The following is a 20,647-nucleotide window of genomic DNA, read 5'->3' on the forward strand; positions in this document are numbered from 1 at the left end:
TTTTCTCTGCGGATTTCTTGACGTTCCGTGTGTGAAGTAAAGGCTGGAGAGAGAATCAATCCCGATTGCAAAATCGAACAAAGATAGGACGGAAGATACGTGGACATAGTCGAACTGGAGAAGGGATATCCGGAAACCGAAGCAAAAATAAAGGCTTTGGCCTCCGAATGTGGGAACGCCACCGAGATCATTCGCGGAGCGGTCGTATCCGATACCATTCATTTTATCGGGGATACCCGTAAGATCTCCGACAAGGAAGGTTATGTAAAAGAACTTCCTGGTGTGACTAGAATTTGGAACGTATCATTGCCTTATAAAAATATCGCTCGTACAGCTGCCGGTAAAAACGGAGAAGTAGTCCATCGCGAGAACCGAATTGTAGAAGTTCACGGAAAGGATGGATTAGTTCGTAAGTTCGGAACAGGAAAACATATCTTCCTAGTTGGTCCGGATTCTCCTCAGACTTATGAGCAAACAGTAACTATCGCAAAACAAGCTGTAGAGATCGGTAAAAAATTCGGGATCCTAGATCGTATCATCTTTAGAGGTGGAGCATTCAAACCAAGGACTCGTCCAACTGATTGGAGAGGAATGGGTTGGGACGGTATCAAATTACTCGACAGAGTAAAAGAAGAAACCGGACTTCCTTACGTAACCGAAGTTATGGATCACACGATGGCGGAAGAAGTTTCCAAACATGCAGACATGATCCAGATCGGTACAAGAAACGCTCAAGACTTCGAACTTTTAGAAGCGGTAGGTCGCACAGGTAAACCGGTGATCTTAAAAAGAGGTTTCGGTAACGAAGCCATTGAATGGTTCTCAGCTGCAGAATATATTGCTAATCAAGGAAATTTGAATATAGTTCTTTGTGAAAGAGGAGTAAAAACTCTTTTCATTAAGGAAGGATATTGCCGTAACACTCCGGATCTGAACGTGATCACTCATGCTAAGAACCAGACAATTCTCCCTGTGATCTTCGATCCAAGTCACGTTGCTGGAGACGATAAGATCGTGGTTTCCAATTTACTTGCTTCTCTTCCGTTTAATCCGGATGGATCCATTACGGAAACTTTACATGTAGAAGAGTTCCGCAAAGAGCAGATGTGTGATGCGGCTCAAGCGCTTCTCATGTCTCTATACGAAAAAACGGTAGAAGCTATTTTAACCTATGAGGAAAAAATTAAACCTCTGACGGATAAGGTAGATTCTTATTTTTTGGAACGTAAAGGGAAAAAATAAGTCCGAGAATTCGGGCTTATTCCGGAAATTTGGGAGCTAATTCTTTTTTGGTTTGCTCCCAAAGACTCGGAAGTTCCTGACAAAGAGCCAAACAAGCTTCTAAGTTTCCTTCCTTCAATTTCAGTTCAGCTTCCGTAACAGTCTTCTGAACTGCTGCCAGTCCGAAATTTGCGGCAACACCTTTTGTTTGGTGTAATTCTGCTTGGAGTTCTACACTTTTCTTTTCGTCGGTGAAGGTTTTGATATTCTCTAAACGGCTGTTCATGTTCTTGCGTAAAGAACGTACCATTTCTTCCAGCCAAATAATATCATCTTCATCATCGCCTTGTTTTAGGGAATCCAGACGAGACCAATCCACCAACATAGAATTCTCCTTCCCGAACCGCGTTTGGTATTTGGATCCGGCTTCCAAAATTCGACGAAGCCCCGGGCCCTTTACCGACCCCAATTATTTATAGCTTGAATAAAAAATCCACGTCGATTTTCGTATTATGGAAGATTTAAGAGGCGAAACTTAATGAAAATTCACCCAACAGCCATCGTTGATTCGAAAGCGGAACTACACGAATCCGTCGAAGTCGGTGCATATACAATTATAGAAAAAGATGTGGTAATCGGCGAAGGAACCGTGATCGAGACCGGAGCCCGAATTTTCGCAGGTACTAAATTAGGTAAATTCAACAAAGTCCATCATGGAGCGGTGATCGGTGTAGGACCTCAGGATCTAGGTTTTGATCCTAGCACTCCGAGTAAAACAATCATCGGAGATAATAATACTTTTAAGGAATATTCCAATATTCATAAGGGAACCAAGGTGGATTCTCCTACTATTATTGGAAATAGGAACTATGTGATGGGAAATGCTCACGTAGGCCACGACTGTATTTTAGGAGATGATAATATTCTAACCCATGGTCTTGTTTTGGCAGGACACGTTACAGTCGGAAATAAGGCATTTATTTCAGGACTAGTTGCAGTTCACCAATTTTGTTTTGTGGGTGATTACGCGATGATAGCAGGTTGTTCTAAAGTAGTTCAGGACGTTCCTCCTTTTGCTACTGCTGATGGAAACCCTTGCACGATCATCGGTTTAAATACTGTGGGTCTGAAAAGAGGCGGATTCTCTCCTGAGACTAGATCCGCAATCAAGAATGCATACAAGGTGATCTATCATTCAGGTCTGAATTATAGAACCGCTTTGGATCAACTGGAGAAGGAATCAGGTCATCCTCCTGAAGTTCTGCAGATCATTAAGTTTTTCAGGAACAGTGATCGCGGGGTCATGAACCACAGATAATCAAAAGTTTTGCGTGTTGGAACTACAACACGCGTTCTTACGTTTAATCTATCTTGGCACAGTCCGGATTGATAGAAGTCACATATTCCAGGGGTAGGTCTCCTAAAAAGTCGGATCCCTGGAATTTTCCTTTAAAATTTAATTTTCCCTTTTTATAGGCATCTACCCAGGCTCTTTGGAATTTATTCGAGAGAGGAGCGTAAGACCAATGCCATTTCTCTTCATTGTAACCTTTTCCACCTCTTTCCGATTTGGATGAATAAGGCTGGCAGAATCCGAATCTGTGAGCATTCTTCTTCATCCAATTATAGAATATTTCTCCTCTTCCTCCTTTTTCAAAATAGGAGTTTTCCAAGGCGTTGATATCAATGTCTGTTCCCCAATGATGGCGGGAAGTTCCGGGTGCACTGGAGAATTCTAAGATTAAAGAAATGATCTGAGAAGGAGTTTTGTCTTTTACCGGCTCTCTCATCTTCTTCTTGCCTGAATACTTATCTTCCCAAATGGATTTTTGCTCTGAAAAAGATCTATGCGCTGAAATTAGAAACGGCTCTTGCCTTTCTTGGGGATGATCCTTTTTATATTCTTCCTTTAATTTTAAGAACGCGGCCTTGGTTTCCTTCCTTAAGAAGAACTGCCTTGGATCTCCAGGATTCGTAAAAGATATTAGAGCTTTTTCTTTAGGAAAATCTCCGATTAGGTAAGAAGTTTCCGAAACACCTTGGTAGGTTTCGTCTGTCGTTTGGGAAACTAGGGAGAAGGTACCAAAAATCAGAACAAGTACTAAACATCGGAATAGGAATAGCATAATTCCATATTCTTCTTTGGCGACTTGGGGAAAAGGGATTTTCTAATCATCCAAATCCGTTTAAGACACAAATGCTACTACAGAAATTTCCGGGACTTTATGACAAACTCCAGCCTTGAAATCCGGAAATTTGTATTGCATTACTTTGGAAATTCGGTTGAAGTTAAGCTCTAATTGGAAATTTTTTGTAAAAAACAAATTGGGAGAACCCTGGATGAAAAAAATCATCACTCTTCTTCTGCCTCTGGTATTAACGTTCAATTGTGTTCTATTTGATGCAATCGGGCTTTCTTATCCGGATACTGTAGACGGAACGGAAGCAAAAAGTATCATTTTGACAAGTGCAGTTATTGGATCCGCAGTAAGCGGTTTCGAAGTTCTTTCTATTCTTGCTCCTCAATTAGCAAAAGTAGAAGAGGATAAATACTATAACAAAGCGGACGTTGACGATTGTGCGAACGAAGCATTGATCATCAACTTGTTGACTGTGGATCTCGGAGGATTTACCTGCGATTTGAATCCTAGACCGACAATCATTCCGTTTATCTATTAATTCTTAAGAATGAAATTTGTTTTTTGGTCGGTTGAAATTTCGGCCGGCCGGGAAACATTTCCATCAATTCGAAAACAATAAAGCCCCTTCCGAAAATCTAGAAACAATCTCAGATTTTTCCAAATCTCCCAAATTACCGAACTGAGCCGCATCTTCTCTGGAGATCTCAATCCATTGTCTATCTTCTCTTAAGTCAGCGATCTTAAAGTCCGGCAATCCGCTTTGTCTTACGCCAAGCAATTCTCCAGGACCTCTTAATTTCAGGTCTGCTTCCGATAAGAAGAATCCGTCGTCAGAATCCACCAAGGCTTGGATCCTATATCTCGCTTCTTCCGTAATTTTGGAGTCGGAGATTAGGATACAAAAACTCTCGTGTTTTCCCCTTCCTACACGTCCTCTTAGCTGATGCAATTGGGAGATCCCGAATCTATCCGAATGTTCGATGACCATTACGGAAGCGTTCGGAACATCCACTCCGACTTCTATCACGGTAGTACTAACTAGGATTTGGATCTCGTTTTGTTGGAATAATTTCATGATCCTATCTTTTTCGGAGGTTTCCATTTTCCCGTGAAGAAGTCCCACTTTGAATTCCGGAAAAACATCTTTTCTTAATGTTTCATAGGCTTCTATACAGGATTTCAGATCCGATTTTTCGGATTCTTCTACCAATGGATAAACTATATAACATTGTCTTCCTTGGGAGACGTACTTTTGGATGGATTTATAAACTCCGGATCTTTTACTTTCAGTGAACCATAAAGTTTTAATAGGAATTCTACCGGCGGGACGATTTTTTAAAGTCACTAATTCTAAATCACCGTATAGAGTAAGACAAAGTGTTCTTGGAATTGGAGTGGCGGTCATTGCGAGAATGTCCGGATTTTTTCCCTTGGCTCTTAATGTTTCTCTTTGTTCCACTCCGAATTTATGCTGTTCGTCTATGATAGCAAGTCCCAGATCTTTAAAGGTTACATCTTCCTGAAAAACGCTATGGGTTCCTATGATAAAGAGTGACTCGCCCGTTTTGATCCTGAATATTTTTTCTGCCCTGGTTTTTTTAGGTTCTTTTCCTACTAAAATTTCTATTCGCAGGAACGGCATATTGCCTAAAAAATTCATTACAGTTTGGTAATGTTGCCTGGCCAAAATTTCTGTAGGAGCCACCATACAAACCTGGACCTGATTGTCCGTGTATCTGAGAGCAGTGAGAAGTGCTACCAAGGTTTTTCCGGAACCCACATCTCCTTGTAATAGGATAGCGGCCGGGGTATCCTGCTTGGTCCATTCTGTTATTTTTTCCAGACTTTCTTTTTGGTCCTGTGTCAATTCGAAAGGTAAGTTTTTGATCAGATCCTTTGCGGTTTTAGATTCTGGAAGGGGCCATAAAACTCTAGGAACTTTCGCTCTTTGGGAACGTTTGTATTCTATTAGAAGATTAAAATAATATAATTCTTCGTATTTGAATCTGGTCCTTGCTCTTCCTAATTGCTCATCTTCTGTTGGAAAATGGATCTCATTATAAGCATGGGCCCGATCCATTAGATTTCTTTTTTTGACAACTTGGGCCGGTAGAATTTCCTGAATCTTACCTTCTAAAAGTTTTAATGCGTAATGGATGAGTTTGCGAAGTTCTCTGGAATTGAGATGTTCGTCTCTCATCGCTTCCGTGGTGGAATATAAGGGTATAATTCTTCCGGTATGAATACTTTCCGGTAAGTCATCTTCTGAGAGATCCGCATTTCCTCCATAGGATAACACTTCGTAATCCGGATGCATGAGTTGGAATCCTCTGAAATATTCCAGTTTGCCGGTCACAGCTACTAGAATTCCGGGTTGGAAGATCCTGCGGAAAAATTGTATCCCTCTAAAAAAGACTAAACTGATCGGTTCGTTGTTTTTCGTTTTTGCAGAGACTACTAGTCTGGATTTTTTTCCATGCGCCAGATAAGAATCGATTACTTCCAGAATTAAGGTAACTGATTCTCCTTGCTTGAGAAGTATGTTTTCCGTTAAGTTCCGATCTAAGTATCTACGAGGAAACCATCCTAAAAGATCTTGGATAGTTTTGATCCCTACGGATTCCAAAACCTCCTGCTTTTTAGGGCCAACACCTTTGATGACTCCAATGGAGCTGCTTAGGGAAATCGTAGAATTTTTTTTATCAGAGACCGAGTTCTTCATCCTGGACTGGTTTCGGTCGAGGAGCATTTTGTATTACTTCCTCTGGGGCCGAACTCGAATCATCCAATCCTAGGTAACAATAACGGCAACCATAAATCCGTGCTTGCCGCTTTGCTCCCGGAGTTGCCGGTTCGAAAAGTACTGCGTATAAATATTCATTCTTATCCAAGAACCGACCACATACAGGGCAAAGTCTAGGGCGGGGAATATTCGGATCCCAATTTCCACCATATACTTTTCTGGGATTTCCGTACTCGTTGTCTTTAGGCTGTTTGGATGCTTTTTTATCCAGACGTTTTGTATCTACAGTATATAGAACATGGAAGAAGATCGCAGCCGCTGCCAAACAAGCGACTAAGGTGAGAAAGGTGATCATTGTTTTAGATAATCCTTTATTTTCTCCGCCATGGAGCCGGGCAATTTTATTCCCTTATCCGCCAATCTTCCCGCGTATTTATGAAAAGAATAAGTATGTTGAGAGGATTTGATAATTCCTTCGAAACATTCTTCTAAAGATTCGGAAATCTTTTCCCAAAGAGGAAGATTTTCCGAGATCATGTTCTCATATTTGTGGAGAAGTCTACGATTCACTCCTCTACAAATGGATCTATAAAAACAAAAACGTATGAGTAAGGCAGAATCTGCATTCTTATCTTTTATATCCTTTTCCAATTGGTTCAGGTTGATGGAGTCCACGATTTCCAATTTATAAGCCTGAGAGCTATGTTCAAAGGTCACAAGATTCAGGAACATATGTTTAAACAGGGAAATTTTATAACAGTTTTCCAGTCCACATTCTCCCATTTTACCTTCTTCACATCTCGTATACATTACTATATCCGTGTCGGAATCGGTAGTGGCTTGGCCGAAATTCAAAGAACCCAAGATATCGAATGCTACCTCGTCTCCTCCATAGTTGATGAGTTTATTGAATTTTTTGAAATCTTCGATTCTCTCTCTGGAGACTCCTGTCTCGTGAGATCTGAAAAACTTTTTTAGACCTACAAATTTTATGATATTGGAGTTTGAACTGAGTTTTGGAAGGGTCATAAAGCTATCGGATAAAATCTTCCGCCGGGACCTCTGAGTCGCTGCTTGCATGGACAAGCTCCAACTTGTCTCCCGAGCAATCGACCTCCAAAAGTTGGCGAATTGAGTGATCCGAAAGTCTATTCAGTTTTACTTTTTTTACAAGATCCTTTTCTAATTCTATTTCCGAGAAGAAGCCTCCGGGTTGAAATCCGAAAACCGAATCCACGGGTCCAAAATTAGAAGGATTCAAAAACACTGTTTTTCCTTTTTTAATGATTCCCTGGTCTTCATGAACATGGCCAGAGACCACTAAAGAAGGGCTATAATCATCTAAATATCTTCTGATCCCTTGGGAACCCACATGTCCAAAACTTGGGATCTTATCTAAAAATCCATACGCAGGATTATGGATCACAACTATGTCAGGATTTTCTTCCTTAAAGAAGTCTTCGGGCTCGCTATAATTTTTTCCGTTACGATTGTATTCGTGGAATTTAACCGCTAACTTTTCAGGGATACCTGAAGTGATCACGGGAGCACCACCGTAACCTGCAAATTTTAATCCTTCCATATCAAAGGTTTTTCTATGCAGGTCTCTTTCGTATAACGCAGAATATTGAAGATCTATATCGTAGTTACCGGGAAGCAACCAGACCGGTGCTTTCGCATATTTTTGGATGATGATTTCGATGAGTTCGTATTTTTCCTTCATCGTTTTTGCAGCTTGGTGGAATAATCTTCTGTAATCGTGGGACTTTTCTACCACGTTTGGCTGGTGCTTCTCCGGAAAACGTACTGCCCTCGTCGCATAATCGTAAGGATTGATATCTTCTTTGATATCATTCATGATCCGGTACATGTCTTCTTGCAGGGTTACGAATTCGATGATTCGTTCTGGATTAAAAAAGGCTTTGTAGATGATGTCACCGGAGAAAAGGTACAAGTCGCATTCGGTTCCTAGTAGGACTTCTTTCAATCCTCTTAGTCCGTCGTGGATATCGGTGAGGTAAATGATCCTCATTTGGACTTATCCTAAATTTTATGTTAAACGACTAAAGCCGTTCGACCCTTTCTATACTGATTCTCGAAAAACACGCGATAATGTCCAATCTTTCTAATCCCTCCACAGCATGAGCATGCTGTCTTCGTTCTCCGAAATCGGTTCTATCCTCAGATAGTCCGGACCAAAAAAATCCAATAACGGTTTTAAGATCGTATTGGAACGCACAAATAAGAATACATTTCCTTTTTCAGGGATTACTTTTTGGACAGTAACAGCTCCTGCAACTTCCGGAATTTCCGCTAAAAAATAATTCAGATCGACTCTGATCTCATTTCCTACTTCCGTAAGGGATAATATTTCCGGAATTTCCTCGACTATTTCTTCTAAAATTAATTTTCGATGGAATTTGAAAACTTTAGAGAAAATTCGTATCGGATCAACGGACCTTGGGTTATGATCATAGAGTCTAAACGCTTCTATCCTAAATACTACTCTGTTTCCATCTACCTTTACAGGTCGTAAAGAGAGTTTGTATCTGATATGATTCGTTCTTAAAATTTTAGACCAGGCCAGTCCTCGGATGGAATAATGTCCGGAAAGGTATAAAACACCTCTACCGGAATCCATCACTAGGGATTCCAGGTCTTCCGTCCCCTCTACCACTTTTTTTTGCAGAACCTTATTCAAAGAATGAAGTAAAACTGCGATCCTGTAATTGCTCTTTAAGGCTTTTTCTTCGAAGGAATTTTTTCCCGTCAGAAAATCTAAAAGATTGAATCCCGAAAGTTTCCGCAAATCGAGCATGGAAGAACAAAGTTAATCCTTCGGATTCGGTCGGTAAACTTCATTTCTATTTTATACCAAAATAAGAATGGAAAGGCCCTCCTATTTCCCTCCTTTTTTTTCCTTGCCGTTTAGGCTTTCCAGGTCAGGATCATCACTCCTTAGGGTTAGTCGGGGAAAAGGATATCTCATGCAAATCGGCGTTATCGGATCTGGGAGTTTTGGTTCTTCTTTAGGAGTGCTGCTGGCGGACAAAGGTTATGAGGTTACCATTTGGGGAAGGAACTCCGACCTCATCCGAGAGATCAATGAGAACCATAGGAACGAAAAATATCTGCCTGGGATAGATCTTCCTAAAAATTTAAAAGGAAGTACTAGTTTAGAAGAAGCCGTCAGAGACAAGGACATGATTGTTTCCGCTCCTCCTTCTCACGCGATCACCGATATTTTAAAAGAGATTAAATCTTTCCTTCCTGAAAAGGCGCCTATTGTTTCTGCAAGTAAAGGAATAGAGAATGGAAGTCTCAGACTGGTTTCCGAAATTTTTGAAGCGGAACTTCCAGGAAAATTTCACAGCAGATTATCTTATCTTTCCGGCCCTAGTTTTGCAAAAGAGTTGGTCAGACGTGTGCCAACGATAGTGAGCATTGCTTCTAAAAACGAAGCAACAGCAAGAAAGGTGCAGGAAATATTCAGTTTCACTTATTTTAGGACTTATTGGACCCCCGATGTTGTAGGAGTAGAAGTAGGCGGATCCTTAAAGAATGTGATCGCGATTGCTGCAGGTGTTTCCGACGGATTAGGATTCGGACAAAATACAAGAGCCGCTTTGATCACCAGAGGACTAACCGAGATATCCAGACTAGGAGTCAAATTAGGAGCCGATCCTCTTACTTTCTTAGGTCCATCCGGAATGGGAGATCTGATCTTAACCTGTTGTGGAGATGCCTCTAGAAACAGGACTGTAGGTTTTAGATTGGGGAAAGGAGAGAGCCTGGATTCTATTTTAGGCGGTATGGTAGAAGTTGCAGAAGGGGTAAAAACCGCAAAAAGTGGATTCGAATTATCCCAGAAATTAGGCATAGAAATGGCCATCACTACCGAGGTGTATAAAATGCTTTACGAGCATAAGAATCCGAAGGAGGTTGTTAGAGATTTAATGGGCCGTGACTTAAAAAGAGAAGGTCTATAAACCGGACTTAAATCGCGATCGATTCCCTTGCAAAATGCAATTTTAAATATTCGTAAAGTAGGCCGCATAAGCCTAATTTTTAAGTATATTCCATTTTTATTAATTTCATTCTGTTCTTTTTGCACATCTCTTTCCGCTCAGGCGCGCAATGACTACGGTTGGACCGGTTCTCCGGGTAATTTTTATCTTTTGATGGACGGCAAGAACGTTCTTACAAAGGAAACCGATTTTAATTCTTTTCCGGAAGGTCTAAGCGGTGTCCAAAAATCGGAGTTTGCTCTTTTAGCGGGAGAATATTTACTTCTTAATAAAGATTCTGGAAAATTCTCCAATCTGATCAATACTATCCGAAAGGAAAAAGATCTAGGCTTTGCAGAAGCTCTTCTGCTTTATTTCCAAGATATCTACTTCTCCAAAAAAACAAACGGAGAAAGTTCCCTAAAAGCATGGAGTCCTCCTGCAGGAGATACTTATCAAAAAGAATTGGTAGAATCTACCCGTAACGTTCTTCTTTATAAAAAACCTGCAGATAAGATCAAATGTTCTCCTAAAAAGCAATATTATTCACTTTGTAGAATGCTCCGACTCGGAAGTTATCTAGCGGATTTTAAACTTTCGGATCCGAACCATGATAGGGAATATACAAATCTGCAAAGAATACTTTCGCCTTTTCCCGGGATCAGCGATCCGGAGGAGAAGGAATTAAAACATATTCCTTTCCTATCTAATTTTCTACCGAATATTTCGGATTATCTTTCCGAATTGGGATTTGCCAGAGACGCGATCCAATTTTCTAAAATAGGGATAGTTTCGGAAAATCTGGGTGGAAGGATGCTATCTCATTCTTATGAAAAATTAGCTTACTATTACTTGGTAGATGGAGATCCGAATTCCGCCGAAAAAGTTTTAAAGTATATCATAGAGAGACAAGGGGAGATGGCTCCCGCGTATAAAAATTCATTATATCTGAAGTTAGGAACTCTTGCCTATTTGCAAGGTGAGCCTGCAAGAGCTTTGGAATATTATTTAAATTTGGATTTTTTACATTGGTCTACTAAGATACTTCATCCTTTTTTGGGAGAACCTATCTCAATCAATAGCGCTCGTGACTTGGTGTCTATCGCCGTTTGGAAATCCAAAAATTCTCACAAAGCGGTAGATGCGCTACAATCAGTCAGTACCCCTAAAAATCTTACAGAAGACGATCTATTTACTAAATTAAGGATTATTCAAATACTTTCGGAAGACGAACCGGAAGTAGCTTCCAAGCTTGCGATGGATTTAAGTTTTCTCGCACAAAGTAAGGGATGGAGACGAGTGGAATATTCCGCCACATTACTGCATGGATTTTTACAGTTAAAAACCAATAATCTCAGAAAAGCGATTATCGAGTTCACCAAAGCTGGCGGTATTTTAAAGGAAGACCCTTCTTATAAAGAGGAATGGATCCGCTTGAACGGGTTATTTCTTTCTCATAAAGAATCCTCGAATCTCAGAGGAGTAAAAAGTTTCTTAGATCAGGCTCTTAAGATTTCTGCTTCCGGTGTTACGGACGATAAAACTTTCGAGATCAAAAATTACCTGCCTCTTTCCTTCGGAAGTAAAAGTTTAGAGAACTCCGCTATAGATTTTTATGCAAGACATGGTTATACGAACGATCTACTTTCTTTCATGATCCATTACGAGGAAAATTCCGAACTTCAGGAGGATGATTCTCCTCCTGACCTTGCGATCCTCAAGACTCATATTAGAATTTCTAGATATAAAGGATTTTATCCTCCCGGAAGAGAGCCTTGGAAATCCGCTTGGTCTGAGATGAGAACCAAAGAGTCCGCTCGAATTAAAGAAGAATCAGACCCGCTCAAAAATGCAAATTTTAAAAAGTTAACTCATCCATTGATCGCAATTTTTGTGAAGGACAAGAGAGTATTTTTATTTCATAAAGATGGAGATTCTTCCGAGTTGGAAGCGAGAGAGCTGAATACGGACAATCCTTCCAGTTATACCGCTCAATCTGCGTTGAGAAGTACGATGGAATCCTTTGCCAAAAAAGAGAAAATCCAGATTTATTTGAATTCTCCCGGAGTAGAAGCAGCTGAATACTTAAGAAAAGAGTTTCCCGACTCTGAGATCAAATTATTCCTTAGATTCGATAAAAGGGACGAGTCGGATTCCGCTAAAAAAGTTTTCGGTCCTGCTTGTGAGAATCTTTTCCCTAAGAACCTTCCGGAAGGAGAGGGGCATTTAGGTTGGCAATCTTTTCCATTACAATATTATGATGGATCTAAATTGCTCCAGGGGAAGTCGGCATTACTCGTTTGGAACATGAAGGTGACTTCTAAATCTCCTAACGGACTTCGGGATTATGAATGGTCTTGTGGATCCGATTCTATTTCTTTCCGAAAGGCGAAACGTAGATTGGATTTTCGGAATTTACCTGATAGGATCGCATTCACTAAGGATTCACTTAACGGTTCTGGCTGGGGAGATAAATCAGAAGATTTTCTGGACTGGGCCAGGTTTTGGTTATCCGCAGGAACTTCTCGCCTGTACTTTGTTAAATATTGGAATCCCGAGTCGGAATCCGACATAAATTTATTAGAAAGACTCGCAAATGAAAATGGGGACCCAAATCTGAATTCCAGAGTCCTAAAAATGGTTCGAAACGCTGAATAACCTGCTTTCACGTAGTTCGGTAAAAGGGGAAATTTTCATTTTTTCGTCTCCAAAACACTCGACAATGCATCGTTTTTCATGGATGGTATCTTAGATAGATGGACCCCGACAGTAGAAGCCGGATTTTTCCGGACCAAAGCGACCTTTTTCCCACCTTGTTTTATTCTTTCGATCTAGCAATCTGCCTAAATCTTACATTCGGAAGATCTTGCCGTTAATGGATGTGATTGGATTTTTCGTAATTCTTCTTCTTATTTTTGCAAACGGATTCTTCGTCTCCGCAGAATTCGCCCTGGTTTCGATTAGACCTTCTCGTTTGGAAGAACTGATCAGAGACGGCAGACCTATGGCTGCCCTGACTAAAAAAGCGGCCAGCATGTTGAACGATATGCTCTCCGTTTGTCAGGTGGGGATCACGATCGCGAGTTTACTTTTAGGTTGGGTGGGAGAAGGTTATCTTTCCAGTTGGATAGAGCCTATTTTTCATTATGCAGGCTATCCTGATTCTGACTTAACGATTCATGGGGTTGCGGTTGCGATCTCGTTTGCATTGATCACATTTTTGCATATTCTTTTGGGGGAACTTCTTCCTAAAACGGTTGCGATCCAAAAGACTGAAACAATGGCTTTGGTGACAAGCGCTCCTATATTCTTCTTTTATTATTTGTTTTTCCCTATTACGTTTTTCTTAAATGGAATAACTTCTTTTATCTTGAAAAGGATCGGGTTTAAGGAAGATTCTCATCGTATTATCCATTCTCCCGAAGAGTTGATGATCCTGATCCAAGAACAGAACAAACAGGGAAATATAGACCAAGAAGAATTCCAGATCATCCAAAATACTTTCCAGTTCTCTGAACATTTGGCAAAGGATGTGATGACTCACCGACTCAGTATTGTGGGAATTCCTGCGGACAGTCAAATGGATGGAGTTCTTTCTATCATCGCAGAACATCATTTTTCCAGATATCCTGTGTATGATGGAACTACTGACAATATTGTAGGTATCATTCACGTTCAGGCTTTTCTTGCATGGCTTTCCGAATCTAAGCGGAACAAAAAGGCAAAGGTCACTACGATCATGCAGCCTCCTATTGTGGTTCCGGAAGGTATGTCTATAGAAAAGGTCCTTCAAAAGTTACGGCTCGCAAAACAACATATGGCGATTGTGATCGACGAATACGGCGGAGTTTCAGGACTACTTACTATGGAAGACATAGTGGAAGAAGTTTTCGGCGAAATCCGTGACGAGACAGACGATCATGAAACGGATGCAGTTCCGTCACATTCTCCCGATGCATTCGATATAGATGGAGAAACCGAGCTAGACGAATTGAAAGAGATCCTAACCGGTATCGAAGAAGACGAGCTAAACGATATCCGCACCATCGCAGGTTTTATTTTAGATAAGTTAGAAGATATGCCTAAGGAAGGAACCGAAGTTGCGATCCCTGAAGGTAAGCTGACCGTAGAAAAAATGGATGGGAACAAGATCATGACCGTCCGTTTTACTAGGCTTTCTGCTCCTTCTTCCTTTGCGATTTAAGTTGTAAATCTGATAGATCGGTTCTGAATCTGTAAGTATGGACAAAAAGGATATTCTGATCGCAGTCAGCGGAAGTATCGCGGCTTTTAGGGCCTGCGAACTGGTGCGTAATCTTACCAAAGAAGGTTATCCTGTTTCCGTGATCATGACGGAGAATGCCACCAAGTTTATAGGTCCGATCACATTCGAGGCTCTTACCGGTAAAAAAGTCCAGGTAGACGAATACGAACACGGAATGGCTCATATTGACGCCAGGAATCGTGCGGCTGTGATTGCAGTGGTTCCCGCAACTGCAAATATTATCGCAAAAATGGCCAATGGAATTGCGGATGATCTTGTAACTTCTACCTATCTTGCTGCGAAATGTCCTGTATTAGTTGCTCCTGCAATGAATCCGAATATGTTCACTCATCCTGCCACACAAAGAAATCTTGCACGTCTGAAAGAAGACGGAGTGATCATATTAGATCCTCAGGAAGGAGTCGTTGTCTGCGGTGACGAGGGTTACGGCAAACTGGCGGATGTTCCAGTAATGCAAAAAAAGATCCTGGAATTGTATCTGAAAACTTCTAAATAAGACGTTCTTCCTTTGGGCAAATATTCAAAAATTATAATAAGTTCAGGACCCACTAGAGAGTGGATAGATCCCGTACGTTTTATTTCAAATGCTTCTTCAGGAAAAATGGGATATTGTTTAGCCCAAGAAGCGGTTCACTTAGTAAAAGATATCGTTTATATCCGAGGACTGACAGAGCCCAAATATTCGGAACCTAAGGGCGCAAGAGTTATAAAGGTAGAAACCACTCTGGAAATGAAAGACGCGGTTTTGAAAGAAGTCGATTCTTCTTCTATTCTTATTATGGCTGCTGCTCCTGCGGATTTTCGCCCTAAAAATGCGAACGAATCCAAGATCAAAAAAGAAGAAGGTAGCGATACCCTTGTCCTGGAGCTGATCAAAAACCCGGACATACTTGTTTCGGTTCACGAAAAGATCCAAACACAAAATCTGAAAGATGTGCTTCGTATCGGCTTCTCCGCAGAGACAGATCTTTTGGATCAAAACGCACTTGCTAAACTCCAAAGAAAAAATCTGGATTTTATCGTAGGAAATTACGTGGGCAAAGACTCCAAAGGTTTTGGGGACTTGGATACTAGCGTGATCGTTTACGGAAGAGAAGGTTCTAAAAAGGAAATCGGTCCCGCTTCGAAGGAGATCATTGCCAAAGGAATTTTAGAATATTTGGATATTCTTTCTAAACAAGAAAGTATTCGATAAGAGCTTGTCCCAAAAGGCTCAGGCTCTTGAAGCCAGTGACTTGGTATTGACCGAAAGTCTATATTTTGGGACAGACTATAAGATTATTTAAAGACCGCTTTTGCCTCGTCCAGAGTGTGATAGATCGCCACTTTTTTAGGTAATTCCATCAATCGGATCACATTCTCTAAGAAGTGATTCAATCCTCCGATCACGATCTTTCCGTTATGCTGATCTACGGTTTTGATCAGCGTTAATAGGGTCGCAACCCCGACACTATTAATATATTCCAAAGAAGAAAGGTCCAAGATGATCTCATAGATCCCTTCGTCGAAAACGAAATTGATCTTTCTGGAAATTTCGAAAGCGTTCGAATTCGTCACTTTTCCGTTCATGATGACGATTAGAACTTCTTTGTCTCCGACGGAGTCTTTTTTAGTTTCTATGTATAGGCCTTCGAATTCCGTTTTTGCCATTTTATCCCGATCCGCGTTAAAGCATCATTGTTCCGTCTTTGATGGTGGCTGTCAATTCCATCCATCCGGAGACTTCTTCCGATTTGGAATCCGTTTTTGCGAATCCGCGGAAAAGTATCCTCAGTCTTCCTTTGTTTTCGATTTCGCCTTCTAAGTCCAGATAGATCCTTCTGTGATCTTTCTTTCTTTGAAAAGTTATTTTCGATCCACTTTGGAGTAAATCCCAATAGGAGGCGACTGTTCCGAAGGTGATTAGACGAGAATTTCCGTCAATATCCAAAAATAAATCCAAATGCGGTTCCCCGAATCCTTCGTGTAAGGACAATGTGCAGGGAAATTCGCTCATAATTCACAATTTGTCTTCCAACCGAATTGCTACCGAGGGTTCTAAAACCACGTCGGAAGCGTCTATCCTTCCTAGAGACGCAGAAATCGAAGCTTCTACACAAGGATGTGTGACCACCACTACTTCTGCAGGTTCCTTTTCCGATTCATTTTGGCGTACGGAAGAAATCGATACTCCGTTTGTTCCCAAATCTTTTGCGATTTCTGCCAAAACTCCTGGTTGGTCTAAGGTGTTAAATCTTAGATAATATCTGGCTTCGGTTTGGTTTGCTTCTGATATGGAAGCTTTTGGAAATCTGTTCTTTTCCATCGGAAGATTTTTGCCGCGTCTTGAGCCGTAATAGATCAGATCCGAAACCACTGCAGACGCGGTCGGTAAAGCTCCCGCACCTTTGCCTACGATCAAACCTGGCCCCGCAAATGTGGTTTTATAATACACCGCATTTGTCTCATTCATCACACTTGCGAACGCATGATGTTTTGGGATCATTACAGGTTGAACCCTGGCTTCTACCTTGCCGTCTAATTTTCTTACAAGACCGAGTAACTTTATCCTATAACCCAGATCTGAAGCGAATGCGATATCCAGTCGTGTAATCTTTGTTATGCCTTCTACCACTATGTTTTGTAGAGGGATCTTTTCTCCGAATGCCAAGGATCCTAAAATGCTGATCTTATGAGCTGTATCTATACCTTCTACGTCGAAGCTTGGATCCGCTTCTGCAAATCCCTTTTCCTGAGCGAGTTTTAAAGCTTCTTTATAATCTAAACCTTCTGTTTCCATTTTGGAAAGGATGAAGTTAGTTGTTCCGTTCAAGATCCCGTAAAGTCCTAGGAACTTATCTCCTGCTAAACAATTCCTTATGGCTCGGATGATCGGAATAGAACCTCCTACGGAAGCTTCAAACCCAATCTCGGTGTGGTTTTCTTCCGCAGTTCTATAAATGATCTCTCCTTTTTCGGAAAGGAGCGCTTTGTTAGCGGTGATCACAGTTTGTTTGGATTGTAAGGCCCCTAATACGATCTCTTCGGAGATTGTGGTACCTCCTACAAGTTCGATGATCATATCGATTTCGGGGTTTCCCACCACTTGTTTGTAATCGTCTGTTATTTTTACTTTAGAAAATAATTTCGAAATAGGGGCAATTTTGGATGGAGTTCGGGTGCAAATCGTATGTACATTTAGGGAGATACCGTATTCTTTTTCGAATCTTGCGGATTCTTCCGAAAGAATTTTAAGAACTCCTGAGCCGACTGTGCCTGCGCCAATTAATCCGATTCGAATCGTCTGCATTCTGGGACAATCCTTTCGGTTGCGGTAGAAACATTCGACCTTTTTTAAGTATGACTAGGGGCTTTCCCTTCGGCTTGGCGGTTTTTTCTTTACTAAATGAGCTAGTCTTGGTAGAGAATCTTTTACGGACGATTTTAAAATTCGTCTAGGACCGTTTAGAGTAAATAGGTCCAAATCCATCGACTGAAAGGATAACCTACTTTATGGCGAACCGTCGTAAGCCTCCCCGCAAAACTTCCGGGAATAAAAAACAAGAATCTTCCCACAAACACCCAGGCGGAGGAAACCGCGGTCATCAGCAGAAAAAAAGACCGGAGCATGGTCGTTCGAATCGCCACCAACAGCATACCGTAGCTAGTAAAATTTCAGAAACGATGAAAGAACTTCCTATGAAAGCTCCTCAATCCGGAGGAAGTTCGGGCACTCTTGTAAAAGTCATTGGATTTCTCGCGGTCGCATTGATCGTATTTTTCGGATATTTTATCGTTCAAGAATATTTAGATAAGACCCCTGTTTATGGAAAACATGGTTGGGACGAAGAAGCTGGATCTCCTGTAGCTTGGGAAGATGCAGTTCGTTATTGTTCTTCCAGAAGAAAAAGACTCCCAGACAAGGAAGAGCTTAAGGTGTTTTCCAAAAGAGCGGATAAAAAGATCAAAACCATTGGGTTGTTTTGGTCTACAAGTGCTGCGGGAGACAAAGGGGACTATATGACGGTAAACTTGAGCAGCGGAGATTTTTCTCCAAGTCCCAGCACAAACAAATTCGCAGTAATTTGTGTGAAATGATGTGATCCATCCATCATGGCTGTTTTAACTTTTTCCAGCGTCAGTTACCTTACCGGATTTCTTCTTTCTGGACTCTGCGCTTTTTTTCTTCTGATCAGAAAGGAAAAGTATGAAACAACTCTACACCTAGGTTGGGTATTCTTATACTGCGCGTTACTCGAGCTTTCCTTTTTGCTCGGGACTTCTTTCTTCCATCCTCTTTCTTTTTTACACAGATGGGTTTCTTTACCTTCTGCGTTTTTACTTTGTGCCCATCTATGTTTGTATTTTTTTCTGCTGAATCCGCAAACCTCCGAAAAGACCGGAAGGATCTTATTAGGTGCCGGATATTTTCTGGCCTTAAGTATTTTGGTTCTGCATATAGTCGGAACAATATTCGCTAAGCCTGTTTATGATTTTGGCGGAGGGGTCTACGACGTAATTCACAGAGCCGACGAAAGAGTTATATTTTGGTTCGGGATTATTTATGTTTCTGTAATATTGCTATTTGGGGTTTGGAGAGGTTTTCAGGCCTATCGATCCGATATACAGTTGATGGCTCTTTCTCTTTGGGTGCCTTTTTTACTTCTCCTTGGAACTACTATACTCTTTCATTTAAAAGAGATCGCTTATCCTCTGGATAGAGCCATCGGACTTTCTTTTTGGAATCCGATCTTTTTGGCCGCATTGTTTTTGGCCTGGTTGATCCATTTAAGAGCCTCCGGAGAAGCTTTTAGTCTTAAATCTCCCATTCTACTTGGGATCGTATTGTTATTATTATTCGTGTTTCAAGGAAGCAGTTGGCTTTTTTTACAACCTGGATTGGAATCTTACAACGAAACAGTTAAGGAAAGATTAAAAGCTCAAGATCTGTCCCCCGATTCTTATCTACTTTCCGTGCAAGATAATGACGGATTTGTTCTGACCGCTTCCGGAGGATTAGAGACTTCTTTTTTTGCAGAATCCAAAAGAGATCTGATCCTTTCCTTTATTTGGAATCATCCTTCTTCCTTGAATAAGGAATTTCCTTCTTACGCAAAAGTTGCGGAGTCTCTAAAAGGTTCCGATAAATATTCCGAAAATTTAATTAACTTTTCCAAGGGTTTGGAGAAGGTCCGTAAAAAGATCAGGAATCTTCCTCCCAAGGATATCCGGGACGGGATTTTGGAACAGATCTCTCCGGACGGTAAGGAAGAGAAACTTGCCTTATTTTTAAAAATACTTTCCGGTTCCGTGAAAAACTCTTCTGCAGAAGGAGAGGCGCTGCGTAGTTTTGCGTTGGACCAGATGAGAGAATTGGTCCCGGAAGGAGAACCTCGATTCAGAAGGATCCCTGGACTTGCAATGGGAGAATATTATTATTCCATAATCCAAAAGTCTCCGGGTAAAACCCAGATGAAAGAGATAGGCATTCCATATCAGGAATTTTTGTCTTTCGAGACTGGGTTACTGAAAAAGCCGGTCCTTGCATTCTTAGTTGGTCTGCTTCTTTTTTCCATAGCGATCAATTCGTTTTTCTCGTTCTTCGTGATCCATCCTTTGGACAGATTGTATTCAGCATTGGAGCTTGCAACCGAGGGAGATCTGCAAAGAGAATTACATCCGGAAGCTTGGGACGAGATCGGAAGTTTAGCGGACCAATTTAATCGAATGATCCAATCTGTCCGAACGGAAGAAAGTTCCGGATCAACTTCTTTTAGTCGGAACGAAGCCGTGTCCGGATCCGACGGCTCAATTTCTTCCTGGAAGGAAATTTCGGATCGGATCAAAAGAACCAGTTCAGTTTCGGAATTGAAAAAATTCCTTTCCGATCTGCAAGGAAGCCAAGACTCACATCCAGTTCGTTCTAAACTGATCTTAAAACTAGGCTTGAAGATCAAGGATTATCAAACTGCCTATATGGCTGCCCGGGAACTGAGAGAGATGGGGATCGTGAAAGATCCTGAAATGCTTTTTATCCTGTCTTATTGCGCCAAAAAAACTGGGGATATCCAAGAAGCCATTCGTTTGTCAGAAGAATTGAGATCAATTTCCGAAGGACATTCCCAAAACAATCTGCATCTTGCTGATATGTATTATCATACAAATCGTTTGGATGAAGCCAGGGATCTCGCGATCCAGATCCGTAAAGATCAGGGACCTTCTGCAGCAGTTACGAAACTTTTGAATGCGATAGAAAAAAAAGGCGCCTGAG

At 41.1% G+C, this 20,647-nt stretch carries 20 protein-coding genes; 10 read left to right on the top strand and 10 right to left on the bottom strand.

Annotated features, from left to right (window positions below; all coding sequences use genetic code 11):
- The first annotated feature begins 99 nt into the window (after positions 1–99).
- Positions 100–1,242, top strand: a complete 1,143-nt coding sequence (locus LPTSP_RS15275) for an N-acetylneuraminate synthase family protein (RefSeq protein WP_100708092.1) — start codon at positions 100–102, stop codon at positions 1,240–1,242.
- 16 nt (positions 1,243–1,258) lie between these two features.
- Here the strand turns inward: LPTSP_RS15275 and LPTSP_RS15280 are convergent, their stop codons facing one another.
- Entirely contained in the window at positions 1,259–1,606 is a 348-nt protein-coding gene (locus LPTSP_RS15280) for an Hpt domain-containing protein (protein WP_108929535.1), read from the bottom strand.
- A gap of 153 nt (positions 1,607–1,759) precedes the next feature.
- On the opposite strand from LPTSP_RS15280, the gene lpxA reads away from it, so the two are divergent.
- Positions 1,760–2,539, top strand: coding sequence for an acyl-ACP--UDP-N-acetylglucosamine O-acyltransferase (gene lpxA, locus LPTSP_RS15285; protein WP_100767523.1), 780 nt, complete (start codon positions 1,760–1,762; stop codon positions 2,537–2,539).
- A 43-nt stretch (positions 2,540–2,582) separates the two neighbouring features.
- Here lpxA and LPTSP_RS15290 read toward each other — a convergent pair whose 3' ends face one another.
- Entirely contained in the window at positions 2,583–3,347 is a 765-nt protein-coding gene (locus LPTSP_RS15290; protein ID WP_108929536.1) for a M15 family metallopeptidase, read from the bottom strand.
- 214 nt (positions 3,348–3,561) lie between these two features.
- Here LPTSP_RS15290 and LPTSP_RS15295 point away from each other — a divergent pair, with 214 nt between their 5' ends.
- Positions 3,562–3,900 (top strand): TIGR04452 family lipoprotein, encoded by a 339-nt coding sequence (locus tag LPTSP_RS15295; RefSeq protein WP_108929940.1) that lies wholly within the window; start codon positions 3,562–3,564, stop codon positions 3,898–3,900.
- 63 nt (positions 3,901–3,963) lie between these two features.
- Here LPTSP_RS15295 and recG read toward each other — a convergent pair whose 3' ends face one another.
- The 5 genes from recG to LPTSP_RS15320 all read right to left on the bottom strand — a co-directional run bounded on the left by recG (position 3,964) and on the right by LPTSP_RS15320 (position 8,923).
- Positions 3,964–6,084 (bottom strand): ATP-dependent DNA helicase RecG, encoded by a 2,121-nt coding sequence (recG, locus tag LPTSP_RS15300; RefSeq protein WP_108929537.1) that lies wholly within the window; start codon positions 6,082–6,084, stop codon positions 3,964–3,966.
- The gene (locus LPTSP_RS15305; protein WP_108929538.1) at positions 6,065–6,460 is read right to left on the bottom strand and encodes a hypothetical protein; all 396 of its coding nucleotides are present in this window, start codon (positions 6,458–6,460) and stop codon (positions 6,065–6,067) included. Before LPTSP_RS15305 ends, recG begins: the two co-directional genes overlap by 20 nt.
- On the bottom strand, positions 6,457–7,134 hold the full coding sequence (locus LPTSP_RS15310) for a hypothetical protein (protein ID WP_108929539.1): 678 nt from the start codon (positions 7,132–7,134) through the stop codon (positions 6,457–6,459). The genes LPTSP_RS15305 and LPTSP_RS15310 overlap by 4 nt, the downstream gene beginning before the upstream one ends.
- Positions 7,135–7,138: 4 nt before the next feature.
- Positions 7,139–8,137 (bottom strand): metallophosphoesterase family protein, encoded by a 999-nt coding sequence (locus LPTSP_RS15315; RefSeq protein WP_108929540.1) that lies wholly within the window; start codon positions 8,135–8,137, stop codon positions 7,139–7,141.
- Between the two features lie 93 nt (positions 8,138–8,230).
- Positions 8,231–8,923 (bottom strand): hypothetical protein, encoded by a 693-nt coding sequence (locus LPTSP_RS15320; RefSeq protein WP_108929541.1) that lies wholly within the window; start codon positions 8,921–8,923, stop codon positions 8,231–8,233.
- Between the two features lie 169 nt (positions 8,924–9,092).
- On the opposite strand from LPTSP_RS15320, the gene LPTSP_RS15325 reads away from it, so the two are divergent.
- The 5 genes from LPTSP_RS15325 (at position 9,093) to LPTSP_RS15345 (ending at position 15,592) form a co-directional block, all read left to right on the top strand.
- The gene (locus tag LPTSP_RS15325) at positions 9,093–10,094 is read left to right on the top strand and encodes an NAD(P)H-dependent glycerol-3-phosphate dehydrogenase (RefSeq protein WP_108929542.1); all 1,002 of its coding nucleotides are present in this window, start codon (positions 9,093–9,095) and stop codon (positions 10,092–10,094) included.
- Between the two features lie 27 nt (positions 10,095–10,121).
- Entirely contained in the window at positions 10,122–12,770 is a 2,649-nt protein-coding gene (locus LPTSP_RS15330) for a tetratricopeptide repeat protein (RefSeq protein ID WP_108929543.1), read from the top strand.
- Between the two features lie 217 nt (positions 12,771–12,987).
- Complete coding sequence (locus tag LPTSP_RS15335) at positions 12,988–14,316, top strand: hemolysin family protein (protein WP_108929544.1); 1,329 nt, start codon at positions 12,988–12,990, stop codon at positions 14,314–14,316.
- A gap of 37 nt (positions 14,317–14,353) precedes the next feature.
- Complete coding sequence (locus LPTSP_RS15340) at positions 14,354–14,893, top strand: phosphopantothenoylcysteine decarboxylase (RefSeq protein WP_108929545.1); 540 nt, start codon at positions 14,354–14,356, stop codon at positions 14,891–14,893.
- Positions 14,894–14,905: 12 nt separating this feature from the next.
- On the top strand, positions 14,906–15,592 hold the full coding sequence (locus LPTSP_RS15345; protein ID WP_108929546.1) for a phosphopantothenoylcysteine decarboxylase domain-containing protein: 687 nt from the start codon (positions 14,906–14,908) through the stop codon (positions 15,590–15,592).
- A gap of 83 nt (positions 15,593–15,675) precedes the next feature.
- Here the strand turns inward: LPTSP_RS15345 and LPTSP_RS15350 are convergent, their stop codons facing one another.
- From LPTSP_RS15350 to LPTSP_RS15360, 3 genes are read right to left on the bottom strand one after another with little or no spacing between them, the layout of a single operon-like run.
- Positions 15,676–16,047, bottom strand: a complete 372-nt coding sequence (locus tag LPTSP_RS15350) for an STAS domain-containing protein (protein WP_108929547.1) — start codon at positions 16,045–16,047, stop codon at positions 15,676–15,678.
- Positions 16,048–16,063: 16 nt separating this feature from the next.
- Positions 16,064–16,393 (bottom strand): hypothetical protein, encoded by a 330-nt coding sequence (locus tag LPTSP_RS15355; RefSeq protein ID WP_108929548.1) that lies wholly within the window; start codon positions 16,391–16,393, stop codon positions 16,064–16,066.
- 3 nt (positions 16,394–16,396) lie between these two features.
- Positions 16,397–17,686 (bottom strand): homoserine dehydrogenase, encoded by a 1,290-nt coding sequence (locus LPTSP_RS15360; protein ID WP_108929549.1) that lies wholly within the window; start codon positions 17,684–17,686, stop codon positions 16,397–16,399.
- A gap of 203 nt (positions 17,687–17,889) precedes the next feature.
- Here LPTSP_RS15360 and LPTSP_RS15365 point away from each other — a divergent pair, with 203 nt between their 5' ends.
- Together LPTSP_RS15365 and LPTSP_RS15370 are read left to right on the top strand one after the other, a co-directional pair.
- Positions 17,890–18,474, top strand: a complete 585-nt coding sequence (locus tag LPTSP_RS15365) for an LIC_10572 family protein (RefSeq protein WP_108929550.1) — start codon at positions 17,890–17,892, stop codon at positions 18,472–18,474.
- A gap of 15 nt (positions 18,475–18,489) precedes the next feature.
- Positions 18,490–20,646, top strand: coding sequence for a tetratricopeptide repeat protein (locus LPTSP_RS15370; protein ID WP_108929551.1), 2,157 nt, complete (start codon positions 18,490–18,492; stop codon positions 20,644–20,646).
- The last annotated feature ends 1 nt before the right edge of the window (position 20,647 follow it).

Origin of the sequence: Leptospira johnsonii, from assembly GCF_003112675.1 — a bacterium.
In the GTDB taxonomy this organism is placed as follows: domain Bacteria; phylum Spirochaetota; class Leptospiria; order Leptospirales; family Leptospiraceae; genus Leptospira_B; species Leptospira_B johnsonii.